General features: G+C 68.8%; 15 protein-coding genes. 11 read left to right on the top strand and 4 right to left on the bottom strand.

The window, feature by feature from the left end; all coding sequences use genetic code 11:
- Position 1 precedes the first annotated feature (1 nt).
- The 7 genes from folB (at position 2) to QUE33_RS10310 (ending at position 4,627) form a co-directional block, all read left to right on the top strand.
- Positions 2–394, top strand: coding sequence for a dihydroneopterin aldolase (gene folB / locus QUE33_RS10340; protein ID WP_286299767.1), 393 nt, complete (start codon positions 2–4; stop codon positions 392–394).
- A complete protein-coding gene (gene folK / locus QUE33_RS10335) occupies positions 379–933 on the top strand; it encodes a 2-amino-4-hydroxy-6-hydroxymethyldihydropteridine diphosphokinase (RefSeq protein ID WP_286299765.1) in 555 nt (184 codons plus the stop codon). Before folB ends, folK begins: the two co-directional genes overlap by 16 nt.
- Positions 930–1,394: a DUF3180 domain-containing protein gene (locus tag QUE33_RS10330; protein ID WP_286299762.1), complete on the top strand. Its 465-nt coding sequence runs from the start codon at positions 930–932 to the stop codon at positions 1,392–1,394. The genes folK and QUE33_RS10330 overlap by 4 nt, the downstream gene beginning before the upstream one ends.
- Before the next feature lie 93 nt (positions 1,395–1,487).
- Entirely contained in the window at positions 1,488–2,060 is a 573-nt protein-coding gene (locus tag QUE33_RS10325) for a PH domain-containing protein (RefSeq protein ID WP_286299760.1), read from the top strand.
- Positions 2,057–3,013 (top strand): PH domain-containing protein, encoded by a 957-nt coding sequence (locus QUE33_RS10320; protein ID WP_286299758.1) that lies wholly within the window; start codon positions 2,057–2,059, stop codon positions 3,011–3,013. Before QUE33_RS10325 ends, QUE33_RS10320 begins: the two co-directional genes overlap by 4 nt.
- Positions 3,010–3,921, top strand: a complete 912-nt coding sequence (locus QUE33_RS10315) for a PH domain-containing protein (protein WP_491562451.1) — start codon at positions 3,010–3,012, stop codon at positions 3,919–3,921. Before QUE33_RS10320 ends, QUE33_RS10315 begins: the two co-directional genes overlap by 4 nt.
- A 4-nt stretch (positions 3,922–3,925) precedes the next feature.
- Entirely contained in the window at positions 3,926–4,627 is a 702-nt protein-coding gene (locus tag QUE33_RS10310) for a DUF2520 domain-containing protein (RefSeq protein WP_286299751.1), read from the top strand.
- A gap of 310 nt (positions 4,628–4,937) precedes the next feature.
- On the opposite strand, the gene QUE33_RS10305 is transcribed toward QUE33_RS10310, so the two are convergent.
- Positions 4,938–5,546: a DUF2207 family protein gene (locus QUE33_RS10305; protein WP_286303138.1), complete on the bottom strand. Its 609-nt coding sequence runs from the start codon at positions 5,544–5,546 to the stop codon at positions 4,938–4,940.
- Positions 5,543–6,766 carry a DUF2207 domain-containing protein gene (locus QUE33_RS10300; protein WP_286299748.1) on the bottom strand — a complete coding sequence of 408 codons (1,224 nt, stop codon included), beginning with the start codon at positions 6,764–6,766 and terminating at the stop codon, positions 5,543–5,545. Before QUE33_RS10300 ends, QUE33_RS10305 begins: the two co-directional genes overlap by 4 nt.
- 94 nt (positions 6,767–6,860) lie before the next feature.
- Between QUE33_RS10300 and lysS the strand changes: the two genes are divergently transcribed.
- Positions 6,861–8,417: a lysine--tRNA ligase gene (gene lysS / locus QUE33_RS10295; protein ID WP_286299745.1), complete on the top strand. Its 1,557-nt coding sequence runs from the start codon at positions 6,861–6,863 to the stop codon at positions 8,415–8,417.
- Between the two features lie 2 nt (positions 8,418–8,419).
- On the opposite strand, the gene QUE33_RS10290 is transcribed toward lysS, so the two are convergent.
- Positions 8,420–9,538 (bottom strand): DUF4192 family protein, encoded by a 1,119-nt coding sequence (locus QUE33_RS10290; protein ID WP_286299742.1) that lies wholly within the window; start codon positions 9,536–9,538, stop codon positions 8,420–8,422.
- A gap of 121 nt (positions 9,539–9,659) precedes the next feature.
- Here QUE33_RS10290 and QUE33_RS10285 point away from each other — a divergent pair, with 121 nt between their 5' ends.
- From QUE33_RS10285 to QUE33_RS10275, 3 genes are all read left to right on the top strand, one after another.
- Positions 9,660–9,836, top strand: coding sequence for a hypothetical protein (locus QUE33_RS10285; protein WP_286299741.1), 177 nt, complete (start codon positions 9,660–9,662; stop codon positions 9,834–9,836).
- A gap of 133 nt (positions 9,837–9,969) precedes the next feature.
- A complete protein-coding gene (gene cls / locus QUE33_RS10280) occupies positions 9,970–11,424 on the top strand; it encodes a cardiolipin synthase (protein WP_378761700.1) in 1,455 nt (484 codons plus the stop codon).
- Between the two features lie 51 nt (positions 11,425–11,475).
- Positions 11,476–12,213, top strand: coding sequence for a hypothetical protein (locus QUE33_RS10275; RefSeq protein WP_286299736.1), 738 nt, complete (start codon positions 11,476–11,478; stop codon positions 12,211–12,213).
- A gap of 93 nt (positions 12,214–12,306) precedes the next feature.
- Here QUE33_RS10275 and QUE33_RS10270 read toward each other — a convergent pair whose 3' ends face one another.
- Positions 12,307–13,305: a diacylglycerol/lipid kinase family protein gene (locus QUE33_RS10270; protein WP_286299733.1), complete on the bottom strand. Its 999-nt coding sequence runs from the start codon at positions 13,303–13,305 to the stop codon at positions 12,307–12,309.
- Positions 13,306–13,348: the final 43 nt, after the last annotated feature.

Raw genomic sequence — 13,348 nt, 5'->3', positions numbered from 1 at the left:
GATGGACTTCCTCGACGAGATTCTGCTGACCGGACTGACCGTCTTCGGTCACCACGGCGTCTTCGACTTCGAGCGGCGCGACGGCCAGGAGTTCACGATCGACCTGCGGCTCGGGCTGCCGCTGAAGCAGGCCGCGGCATCGGACGACGTGGCCGACACCGTGCACTACGGTGAACTCGCGGACAAGGTCGCGGCGATCGTGGCCGGGGAGCCGGTCGATCTGATCGAGACCCTGGCGCAGCGCATCGCGGATGCCGTGCTGGAGGATGCCAGGATCAAGACCATCACGGTGACTGTGCACAAGCCGCAGGCGCCGATCGAGCAGAGGTTCGCGGACGTGGCCGTCTCGATCCACCGGGCGCAGCAGGAGAGGGCTGCATGGACGTCCGCCTGACGCACCTTCCCGAGCCGCCCGACCCGAGGCCGGGACGTGAGCCCGTGGTGGCCGTGGTGGCGCTGGGCTCGAACGAGGGCGATCGCGGCGAGACGCTGCGCGCGGCCGCCGAGCGGCTGAGCCGGCTGCCGCTGGTCGACGAGCTCGTCATGTCGGAGCCGATCGAGTCAGTCGCGGTGAAGCCCGACGGCCCCGACCCCGACGCGCCCCGCTATCTGAACGCCGTCGCACGGATGACGACGCGCCTGGCCCCGCAGGTACTGCTGGGCATGCTGCACGCGGTCGAGGAGGAGCACGGCCGGGTGCGTGCGGAACGCTGGGGCGACCGGACGCTCGATCTGGATCTCATCGCCTACGGCGGTTTCCGCAGCGAGGCAGAGCACCTGATGGTGCCCCATCCGCGTGCCGCCGAGCGGCTGTTCGTGCTGGAGCCGTGGCTGAGCATCGACCCGGATGCCGTGCTGCCCGGCTTCGGCCGGGTGGATGAGCTGGTGCGCCGTCTGAAAGGCGCCTCGGCCGAGTCGGAGGCGCAGCGGTGAGGCGCACGTCGCCCGGCGTGATCGCGCTGCTGGCTCTGCTGTCGGCCGGCGCCGGGTACGGCTTCGACCACCTGCTGACCGTGACCGGGCGGGCCACCTTCACTCCGTCGGTGTTCCTGCCGGTGCTCCTGCTCCTTCTCGCGGCGGTTGTGCTGGCACTGGCCTGGCCGGTGCGCCGCAGCGTCCGCGGAGGCGCGCGCATCGATCCGTTCCGGGCGCTGCGCGCGTCGACGCTCGCCCGCGCGTCCAGCCTGCTCGGTGCGATCCTGGCCGGATTCGGTGCGGGTCTTCTCGCGTTCCTCTCCACCCGTCCGGTGCCCGCGCCGGTAGGGTCGACAGTGGCGATGGTCGCCCTGATCATCGGAGCAGTGGTGCTGATCGGGGCCGCACTGATCGCCGAACAGTTCTGCACTCTGCCGAAGGATCCTGATGACCGAGAGCCCGACGACCCCGCCGCGTGATCCGGACGGCGCCGACCGCCCGGCTGATTTTCCTGCGGCCCCTGTTCCTGCGGCCCCTGTTCCGGCGGCGGATGTTCCCCGGCCCCTGTTCCGGTGGCGGATGTTCCACCGGTCCCTGTCTCTCCGGCCGATGTTCCTCCGGCGCTGGATGCCGGCACGTATCAGGCCCTCCGCACGCCGCGCAGCGCGGCGGCGCTGAAGCTCGACGGAACCTGGCATCAGATCTCGCCGCGGTACGTCGTCTCGCAGTTCGTGCAGAACGGCATCCTGATCGCATTCGTCGTGATCGCAGCGCTCGTGCTCGGCCTCGTGCTGGACCAGGCATGGGTGTGGATACCGGCGGGCGCGATCATCCTGGTCACGCTGATCACGCTGATCATCCTGCCGAGGCAGGCCAAGGCGCTCGGCTACATGCTGCGCGACGATGACGTGGTGTTCCGCAAGGGCATCCTCTGGCAGCGGATGGTCGCGGTGCCGTACGGGCGCATGCAGCTGGTCGACATCACCCAGGGGCCGCTGGACCGGGCCTTCGGCGTCTCGCAGCTGAAGATGGTCACCGCCGCGGCCACCACCGGCGTGCAGATCCCCGGACTCACGCAGGACGGCGCGGAAGCGCTGCGCGACACTCTCATCGAGGTCGCCGAGACCCGCCGGACGGGCCTATGAGCGATCCCACGGAGCCGACCCCCGAACCTCTCGAAGGGCCCGTCGACGCACCGGCCTCGGTGCCGGCGGTTCTGCCGCAAGGCGGATCTTCGTCCCTCGCCGACGGCGAGTGGCATCGGATGCATCCGCTCACCCCGCTGTTCAAGGGCGGCCTGGTGCTGATCATCGTCGCCGGCATCGTGATCTCGAATATGCGCGATCGCGTCATCGGCTGGTTCGTGAGCGCCTTCGCTCCTGACGAATCCCGCTACTTCGACTACGGCGGCGACCCGGTCGACTGGGTGCTCGCGAACAACCTGGTGCTCGTGGCGCTGCTCGGCGTGCTCGCACTCGCGATCCTGCTCGTGGTGGTGTTCTGGCTGGTGTGGCGGTTCCAGCAGTTCCGCATCACCGGCGACCACGTCGAGGTTCGCAAGGGCATGATCTTCCGCTCGCAGCGCCGTGCCCCGCTGGACCGCGTGCAGGGCGTCAACCTCACCCGGCCCTTCCCTGCGCGCCTCATCGGGCTCGCCAAACTCGAGGTCATCGGCGCCGGCAACGACGCGAACGTGCCCCTGGAGTACCTGGCCACCTCCCGCGCGGAGACGGTTCGCGCCGACATCCTGCGCCTGGCATCCGGTGCACGGTCCGCACGCGAGCGTGCGCGGGCCGGGGAGCCGGGGGCGTCGGGGCTCACCTCGCAGCTCGTCGGATCGGTGAACGACGGCGTCAACGATCTCATCGCCGGAGTGGACCTCGACGACGTCGCACCCGAGAGCGTGGTGAAGATCCCCACCGGTCGACTGGTCGGTTCGCAGCTGATCTCCGCCGTGCTCTGGGTGCTGTTCTTCGGGGTGATCTACGTCGTCGCGCTGGTTTTCGCCTTCCTCGGGATGACCTCGGACGGCGAGTCGGGCGCCGAGGTCACCATCGCGATGCTGGGAATCACCTTCGGCATGGGCATCCCCTCCTGATCGCCGTCGTCGGAATCACCTGGGCGCAGATCTCCAAGTCGCTGCGCTACGCGATCGCACCCACACCGGACGGCGTGCGGATCACCTACGGGCTGCTGACGACGGTGACCGAGACCCTGCCTCCCGGCCGGATCTTCGCCGTCGAGGTCACGCAGTCGCTGCTGTGGCGCCCGTTCGGATGGTGGACGGTGAAGATCAACCGGATGAGCGGCAAGAGCGCCGCGCAGCAGCAGAGCAACAGCGCTCAGCAGTTCAACATCGTGCTGCCGGTCGGCAAACGAGCCGATGTCGAGCGCGTGCTGTCGCTGATCCTGCCGGATGCGCCGGCCAGCGACATCCCGCTGGTGTGGGAGCACGGCATCCTGGGGCCCGTCGAAGGCGATCCGTACAAGACCATCCCTGCCCGTGCATGGTGGCGTCGTCCGTTGTCGTGGAAGCGCCACGGCTACACCGTGACCGAGTTCGGGGTGCTGCTGCGCCGGGGAGTGCTCTGGCGAAAGCTCGCCGTGTTCCCGTTGGCGCGACTGCAGGGCGTCTCCATCGCCCAAGGGCCGATCGATCGGCTGCAGCGCGTCTCGGGCGGGCAGGTCCACTCGATCATGGGGCCGATCTCGGGAACCCTCGCCGGCCTCGAACGCGACGACGCGATCACCCTGCTCGACGAGGTGAGTCGGGCGGCAGCACTCGCCGCAGCCCATGACCACACGCACCGCTGGGGCGAGCATGCCGCCGGATGGGGCGACCGCGGGGCGGAGGACGCGGTGGCATCCGTGACGGATGGCGCGACCTGGTCTGCGCCGGCGGGCGTCGTGCCGCCTGCGCCGCCCGTGCCCGAGGCTCCGCCTGCGCCGCCCGCTCCCGAGGCTCCGCCTGCGCCACCCGCTCCGCCGACCCCGCCTGCGGAGTGATCCGGTGAATCGCGATGGACGCCTGGGCATCGGCATCCTCGGCGCCGGCAGGGTGGGCCCCGTCGTCGGCGCCGCGCTCGCCGGAGCCGGACATGCGGTCACCGGCATCACCTCGGGATCGGATGACGAGAGGGCGGCGGCCGTGCTGCCGGGGGCACCAGTGCTCGACGCGTTGGAGGTCGTGCGGCGCAGCGAGCTCGTCGTCGTCGCCGTGCCGCACGATGAGCTCCCCGGTCTGATCAGCGGTATCGCCGAGATCGGCGGCTGGCAGCTGGGGCAGCTGGTGATGCACACCGATCCGGCTCACGGCGTCGAGGTGCTGCGCCCTGCTGCCGAGAGCGGGGCGATCCCGCTGGCGGTGCACCCGGCGATCGCATTCACGGGAACGACTCTGGATCTGCGTCAGCTGCAGGCGGCATTCGCCGCAGTCACCGCTCCTGCGGCTGTGCTGCCGATCGCGCAGGCGCTGGCCGTGGAGATGGGATGCGAACCGGTCGTCATCGCCGAGCAGGATCGTGCCGCCTATGGCGAGGCCATTGCGACGGCATCCGCGTTCTCACGGGCCATCGTCGGTCAGGCGACCTCTCTGCTGCGCGGCGTCGGCGTCGACAACCCGGGCGGATACCTCTCCGCACTGGTGTCATCCACCGTCGAACAGGCGTTGCGCGAAGCATCCGGCCCCCTCGACCCGCCGCTCAGCCTCTGACCCGCCCCCGCTGAGCCTCCGCCCGCCCTTTGCTCCCAGCTGCTTCGTGTGACCCGAATGGTCGCATCTCTGGGGCGGATGCGGCGTGTTGTGACACCTGAGGGGAGGGGTGGGCTGCGATCTTCGGCCCGTGTTTCTTCAGGTGGCGAGAATGGTCGCATCCCTGGGGCGGATGCGGCGTGTTGTGACACCTGAGGGGAAGGGTGGGCTGCGATCTTCGGCCCGTGTTTCTTCAGGTGGCGCGAATGGTCGCATCCCTGGGGCGGATGCGGCGTGTTGTGACACCCGAAGAGCGAGCGAAGGGCAGCGCTCAGCGGCCGCCGGAGAAGCCGCCGCCGCCTCCGCCACCGGAGAATCCTCCGCCGGTGGATCCGCCACCCGATGAGCTCGACGGCGTGTACGTCGCGGCCGAGTTCATCGACGTGGAGTAGTGCGACAGGCGCGAGCCGATCGAGACGCCGGCAGCGACGTCGATCCAGCCCGGACTGTAGCCCGCCTCCGAGTATGTGGTCTCGAGCACGGCCGTCCAGCTCTTCTCCTCACCGAGCAGCATGGCGTAGGGGAGCAGCTTCTCGTATAGGTGCACGACGTCGACCGTGCCGTCGCTGCGCCGCTCCGCACCCTGGTACGACTGCAGCATCTTGAGGCGATCGGTCTCCGCCACGCGGATGAACTCCTTCACCCCGAGCAGGTACTCATAGCGCAGCGCACCCTCATGGGTGAGCAGCGTGTGCCTGCTGAAGGCGACGAACGAGGTGATCCCGACAGCGACCACTACGACGATGAACGCGGCGACCGACAGGCCGAGCAGCTCCCGGTCCTTCGTCGCAGACCAGATCACGAACACCAGCGTCGCGGCGAGCAGACCGACGGCAACCCAGCCGAATGCCGCTGCGACACGGCTGTGCTCCTGCGTCAGCCACCCCTGCCGCCTCGCCTCAGATCTCCCCTGGCGACCAGCCCGGCCATCCGCTTGGCGAACTTCGTGCTGGAACGCGGGATGCGGCGCACCGTTCTGTCAGCGGTGAAGATCGCATCGATCATCGCGCTGCCCAACGGCTCACGTGCGCGATCGCGATCCATCAGCCGCAGCGACGGTCGCGCCTTGGCACCCGCATCCTCCTCCAGCCGCACGGCTCCCTGCACGGCGAGCTGCACCATCTGCGCGGGGATCGGGTTCGGCGCCCCGGGGATGAGCGCCGCGGCGACGAGCGGAGGCAGCTCTTCCGGCACATCGAACTGTGCGACCACGATTCCGGTCGCCTTGCGGCGTCGGCGGGCCTGCACGGCGACCGACACCCAGGCGCCGACGGAGGCGGCCACCGCGCCGAGTCCGACGGCGGCGGGGCCGAAGTCGGCGACCGGGTCGGGCAACCGGGCAGGCGGAGGAGTGACCGTGCCGGAGGCGAAGCCGATCGCCGCCGTGACGCCGTCGCCCGCCACTCGCTCCCCGGATTCGAACGTGAAGGTGGCGCCGTCGGCCGAATCGCGCGGACCATCGAGCGTGCACGGGTTCTTCAGGCCGTAGCGTCCGCTGTAGCAGGCGACGTCTCCGGTGAGCGCGGCGGCGAGCTGCGGTGAGAAGGTCATCGTGGCGCGGAAGGCGCCGATGTCCTGCGTGCTGTTCAGTGGCAGCAGGTTCCAGTAGAACTCATCGTTGCCGGACTCCGTGCCGTGGATCATGAAGTCGCGCATGGTCGATTCGATGACATACGTCGTGGATCCGTGCACGTAGTCGTCGTCGCCGGTGAGCACGAGCAGCATGCCGTCCTCGGTCTCGGTCTCAAAGGGCACGTCGTGGCCCTCGGCATCCGTGACCGACAGGATGCGGATGTCGAGACCAGCGCCCTCGAGTCGCTGCGGGTACCCGCGGATGATGCCCTTGTTCTGGTCGAAATCGGGGAACTCGGCCACCATCTTCTCGGTGACGTGCGCCACGGCGCGCCCGCTGCTGTCGAGTGACACCTCGTAGGTCGAATCCCACGAGGAGTACGAGAAATCGTTGACATCGGCGGTGGCGGCGGATGCCGGCAGCAGCACGGCGACGAGGGCCCCGAGCGCGACGGCGAACGCCGCGAGGATGCGTTCCTGGGTCTGCGGACCACGACGAGATCCGCGGCGGATGCTGAGAGTTCGCATGCCAACGAGGCTATCCCGACCCCTCAGGGCTTCACCGGACTCGCGCGGGCTCGCCGGTAGACTGGTGAGGACTTTCTGCAAGGAGCCCCCACACATGACTGACGCGTCTGCGCCGATCCCCTCGCCCGACTCCTCAGGTTCAGACGCTCAGGCCGACGCCCGCGCTGAGCTGGAGGATGTGTTCGAGCAGAAGGCCGTGCGTCTCGCCAAGCGCGAGAAGCTGATCGCGAACCGGACGGATGCCGGTGGCGGCGCCTTCCCGGTCGGTGTGCCCGTCACGCACAGCATCCCCGCGCTGCGCGCGCAGTACGGCGACCTGGAGGCCGGTGCCGAGACGGGCGAGATCGTGGGTGTCGCCGGTCGGGTGGTGTTCAGCCGCAACACCGGCAAGCTCTGCTTCGCCACACTGCAGGCCGGCGACGGCTCACGCATCCAGGCCATGGTGTCTCTGGCGAACGTCGGCGAGGAGTCGCTCGCGCAGTGGAAGGAACTCGTCGACCTGGGCGATCACGTCTTCGTGCACGGCGAGGTGATCTCCAGTCGCCGCGGTGAGCTGTCGGTCATGGCCGACGACTGGACGATCGCCTCGAAGGCGATCCTGCCGCTGCCGAACGTGTACGGCGAGCTGAGCGAGGAGACGCGGGTGCGCAGCCGCTTCCTCGACCTGATCGTGCGTGACCGGGCCCGCACCACCGTGCGTGCCCGCGCCGCCGTGAACGCCAGTCTGCGCTCCACCTTCGCGAGCCACGACTACCTCGAGGTCGAGACGCCCATGCTGCAGGTGCAGCACGGTGGTGCGTCCGCTCGCCCGTTCGTGACGCACTCGAACGCCTTCGACACCGAGCTGTTCCTGCGCATCGCGCCGGAGCTGTATCTCAAGCGCGCGGTGGTCGGCGGGATCGAGCGGGTCTACGAGATCAACCGCAACTTCCGCAATGAGGGCGCCGATTCCACCCACTCGCCGGAGTTCGCGATGCTCGAGGCGTACCAGGCGTACGGCGACTACAACCAGATGGCCGAGCTCACCCAGGAGCTCGTGCAGAACGCCGCCGTCGCGGTCGCCGGCTCCACCATGGTCACCTGGGCCGACGGCACCGAGTACGACCTCGGCGGCGAGTGGGATCGTATCTCGATGTACGAGTCGCTGTCCGCGGCATCCGGCCGGACGGTCACCCCGCAGGACTCCCTGGAGGACCTCATCGCGTTCGCCGAGGCGAACGACGTGGAGGTGCCTCCGCACCCCACCCACGGCAAGCTCGTGGAGGAGCTGTGGGAGCACTTCGTGAAGGGAGACCTGACCCGTCCCACCTTCGTGATGGACTTCCCGGTCGACACCTCGCCGCTGGTGCGCGAGCACCGTTCGATCCCCGGCGTCGTGGAGAAGTGGGATCTGTACATCCGCGGATTCGAGCTGGCCACCGGATATTCCGAGCTGGTCGACCCGGTCATCCAGCGCGAGCGCTTCACCGAGCAGGCGCGTCTCGCCGATCGTGGTGACGTCGAGGCGATGTCCATCGATGAGGAGTTCCTGCGGGCACTGGAGCACGGCATGCCGCCGTCCGGCGGTATGGGCATGGGCATCGACCGCCTGCTGATGGCGGTCACCGGCCTCGGCATCCGCGAGACCATCCTCTTCCCGCTGGTCAAGTAGCCTCACGGCCGTCGCAGCGCCCACTCGGGCAGCAGTGCTGCGGCGAGCATCGTGGAGATCAGCGACGCCATGCTGTGCTCGGGCTCGATGCGCAGCGCCTCGTCGACGTACCTCGCCGCGTGCGAGGAGCGTCCCAGCGCCCAAGACAGCCAGGCCGCTGCCACGAGTGCGCCCGCCTTCGCATGACGCGGGGCTCTTGCCGCCGCCAGCCGGACCGTCTCCAATGCGCAGCCCAGGCGGTCAGAGTCAGGACGGGCGCCGTGGCCGAGGAACACGCGGCCGATCTCGTCGGGGATCGGAGCATGGCTGGTCGAGTAATCGCGCTGTGCCTCCAGCGCCCGAGCGCCGAACTCCTGATCGGTCGCCCACTGCACGAGAATCGCGTCACGCAGCGTCGGCCGGCTCAGACACCACAGCAGTGCGGCACAGCGGTAGTCGTCCTGCAGGCCCGGACGCTCGATGAGACTCTCGGCGAACGCGGGAAGATCGTCGAGAACGGTGTCGCCGACCGCCAGGAGGATCGGATTCTCGGCATCCGTCCGTTGCCGACCGCCCCGCCGGCGTCGTTCCAGTGACAGCTCGACCTCGCTGAGCGCTCGCCCGACGCGCTCTCGCTCGGCCAGGTCGCTGGCCGGCAGCTCCGCTCCAGCGTCCTGGTCTCCGCTGAGGTCGCCGAGCCCCGGAACGTCGGGGGCGGGAGGTATGCCGTCGAGCGGGCGGAGGTGCGGCTCCTCGTCGAGATAGTCGGCCCACCCGTCCGGAGTCACGCACAGCGCCTCGAGAATGCGCAGGCCGGCCTGATCGCCCACGTCGAGGAGTGCCTCGGTGAGGGTGAGGTGCGGCAGCAGCACGCCGTCGGGCACGGATTGCGGATGATCGTCGGTGTACACCACGATCGCGGTTGCATCGATGCCGTCCACCTGCAGCAGTGCGTGCAGCAGGGTCTCGGCGAACGCGTCCGGATCGACGTCGTGATCGGGCAGATCGACGCGCATTGCGCCGTGCGCGCGGGATCCGCGGAACGGCAGCATGACGACGCTCTGCCGCGGGGTGAAGCCGGCCAGGGCCGGGACGATGCCGAGCAGGTCGGCGGTTTCTCTGGCATGGATGATGGTGCTCATCCCGAGAGTGTGCCCCGCGCTGGGGACGCCCGAACACGCGGATCCCAGCACCTGTGCACAGTTCGCGCAGATTCGGGATTGTGCAGGGAGATTGACAGCCACGGTGACGTAGCATGATGGTGTGGACAACATCTGGGTCGCAATGGGCTGGGCCATTCTGCCGACCCTCGCCATCTGCGTGATCTTCGCGATGGTGCTGCGCGGCATCCTGCGATCCGACCGCACCGAGCGCAAGGTGCACGCGCAGATCGAGGCCGAGGAGCGTGCGGCGCGCGGCCTTCCGCCCAAGGCATCCTGATCGCCGCAGTCGTCACCGTCCGTGACGTATTGCGCACCGCATCACGCATCCGCACCACCGCTGTCCGCTGCTACGGCTACTCTGATCCAGAGCGGGTCGTCGCTCGGGCGGAGAGGGGACGGCGGTGAACTTCATCGATGCATGGCCGTGGTGGGCTGTGCTCGGCTATGTCATCATCGACCTCAGCGTGCGCGTCGTCTCGATCATCGTCGTGCCGCGCAACCGCCGGCCGACCTCGGCGATGGCCTGGCTGCTGGCGATCTTCCTGATCCCCGTCGTCGGCGTGCTGCTGTTCCTGCTGATCGGAAATCCCAAGCTGCCGCGTGTGCGGCGCCGAAAGCAGGAGCAGGTCAACGAGTACATCGCCGAGGCCGCCAGCCACCTGAACTTCGGCTCCCTGCGCCCGAACGCACCGGAATGGTTCCCGCCGCTGGTGGCCATGAATCAGCGACTCGGGGCGCTGCCGCTCTCCGGCGGCAACGAGGCGCATCTGATCAGCGACTATCAGGGGTCGCTCGATGACATGGCCGAGGCGATGCGCAGGGCGGAGCACTACGTGCACGTCGAGTTCTACATCCTGCAGAGCGACTCATCGACCGAGAACTTCTTCCGCGCGATGGAGGAGACCGCCGCCCGCGGCGTGCCAGTGCGCGTACTGCTGGACTACTGGGCCAACCGCTGGAAGCCGCGATACCGAGAGACGCTGCGGCGGCTCGACGCCATGGGCGCGGACTGGCATCTGATGCTCCCCGTCCAGCCGCTGCGCGGCCGCATCCAGCGCCCCGATCTGCGCAACCACCGCAAGCTTCTCGTGGTCGACGGCACGGTCGGCTTCCTCGGCTCACAGAACATCACCGACTCCTCGTACAACCTGCCCAAGAACATCAAGCGCGGTCTGCACTGGGTCGACCTGATGGTGCGTGTGCACGGGCCGGTGGTGGCGAGCCTGAACGCCGTGTTCCTCAGCGATTATTATGCCGAGACCGATCGCGTGCCCGACACCAGCGATCTGACCAGGGTCGAGATCGGCAAGGGCGAACTGGGCTGCCAGATCGTGCCATCCGGCCCCGGGTTCGAGGCCGAGAACAACCTGCGCCTGTTCCTGGCGCTGCTGTACGCCGCCCGCGAGCGGATCATGATCGTCAGCCCCTACTTCGTGCCCGACGAGGCGCTGCTGCTGGCGGTCACGGCCGCCGTCGACCGGGGTGTGCAGGTGGAGCTGTTCGTCTCGGAGCAGGGCGATCAGGCCGTGGTCTACCACGCTCAGCGCAGCTACTACGAGGCGCTGCTGCGCGCCGGCATCCGCATCTGGATGTACCCGAAGCCGTACATCCTGCACACCAAGAGCCTGACCATCGACGACCAGGTGGCGGTGATCGGCTCCAGCAACATGGACATGCGCTCCTTCGGTCTGAACATGGAGGTGTCCATGCTGGTGCGCGGTGAGGAGTTCGTCGACGAGATGCGTATCGTCGAGGACGAGTACCGCGCACTCAGCCGGGAGCTGACGCTGGAGGAGTGGATGCAGCAGCCGCTGCGCTCCACCGTGCTCGACAACCTCGCACGGCTCACCTCCGCGCTGCAGTGAGCGGCGCAGGACGCTTTTGAGATGAAGGCGGCGGCGGAGACACTGAGAGGTATGAGCCTCTCGCGATCCCGCCTGCTTCCATCCGCCCTCGCGCTCGCCGCAGTGGCGCTGCTTGCCGCCGGGTGCGCGACCACGCCGGCATCCCCGGCACCGACCAGCACCAGTGGGTCGGATGCCGGGAGCGGCCCCTCCGAGCACACCGCGAACGACATCGAAGTCGCCTGGCTGGATGCAGGGCACTCGATCGGCATCGTCACCTGGGGTTCGTCGTCATCTGATTGCCGTCCCGGTCAGGCGGACGCGCAGGCCGACGGGCAGACCATCCGGGTGACGCTCGTCGACCAGGGCGACGCCGAGGCGATCTGCACCGACGACCTCGTGCCGCGTGCGACCCTGATCGCCGTGCCCGAGGGCGTCGACGTCACGAAGCAGGTCACGATCGACGCCGCGTACGGCGACGTCTCCGGCGAGGCGATCCTGGCCGTGCTCGAATCGGACGTGATCGAGAATCCCGAGCCGGTGGGCGTGCCGTCGGCCGGCTGGTTCGACGACACCGGAATCGTGCTGCTGACCTGGGGATCGTCCACCTGCCCGCCCGTCGTCGAGGACGTGGCGATGACGGATGCCGGTGCCACGGTCACATTCGCGAGCCCGGAACGCGTCTGCACGATGGACCTGGCGCCCCGGGTGACGGCGATCACGCTCCCCGAACCACGTGCCGGCGATTCGCCGTTTCCGCTCACCCTCACCGGCGACCACCTCGACGCGGAGATCGACGTCATCGGCTGAGTTCCTCCCACCCACTCGTCTATATGGCGCTCGTGCACGCGACACGCCGGTGCACCCGTGCATGAGCGCCATATAGACGGGCTGTCAGGACGGTCAGAAGCGTGAGACGTCGTGGCCGGCGGGCAGCACGATGCTCAGCCCGCCCTGCTGGATGCGGCAGGACATCCGTACGGCGGTGCCCAGTTCGTCGCCGTCGAGCTCGATCGAGGTGGGCGAGACCATCGCCGCCTCGGCAGTGCTCCCGCGCAGGTAGCGGATGGAGGAGTTCCTGCCGCGCCGTTCGAGCACGCGACGCCCGGCACGAGAACGCCGCAGCACCGAGTTGTCCCACCACACCTTGCGCCAGATGCCCAGCCAGCCCAGCGGCCCGGTCGGCTGGATGACGGCGATGTCCATCGTGCCGTCGTCCAGTGATGCATCCGGCATCAGCGCTATGCCCGCGGGCAGAGCGCCGCAGTTCGCGAACAGCATGCTGTGCACCTTGGCGGAGTGCAGTCTGCCGTCGTCGAGCTGGTACACGACGCGGAACGGCTTCGCGCCGGGCAGCGACCGCGCTGCGCCGTCGAGGTACGCCACCCAGCCGACCGTCTTCTTCAGATCCGAGCGGGTGTTGGCGATCATGTCCGCGTCCAGCCCCATGCCGGCGAGCACGACGAACCCGTGCTCGCTCTCGGAACGATCCTCACGCGTCAGGGTTGCCCAGCCGATGTCCACCGGATGCGTGAAGCCGGTGAACACGGCATCCATCATCTTCTCGGGGTCCAGCAGCGGCAGACCGAGGTTTCGTGCGAACAGGTTGCCGGTGCCCCCGGGGACGATCGCAAACGGGACGTCAGTGCCTGCCATCGCCTCGGACACCGCCCGCACGGTGCCGTCGCCGCCTGCGGCCAGCACCGCGGCGGCACCCTCGTCGAGTGCCGTGCGCGTGACCTGCTGCCCCGGGTCGTCGACGCTGGTCTCGTAGAACCGCGGCGGCGCCCAGCCATGCTTCTTCGACAGCGACAGCAATGCCGAGCGGAGCCGCTTCGCATCGACCTTGATGGGGTTGAGAACGAGAGCCGCGTGCGTGCGCTCTCTCCCGGATGCCGACATGCCGCAACTCTACGACCCAACCCGCCCAACCCGCCTCATCCCA

Source organism: Microbacterium suwonense (assembly GCF_030296555.1).
In the GTDB taxonomy this organism is placed as follows: domain Bacteria; phylum Actinomycetota; class Actinomycetes; order Actinomycetales; family Microbacteriaceae; genus Microbacterium; species Microbacterium suwonense.
The sequence above is the reverse complement of the archived record's forward strand: the minus strand, read 5'-3'. Positions and strand labels throughout refer to the sequence as shown.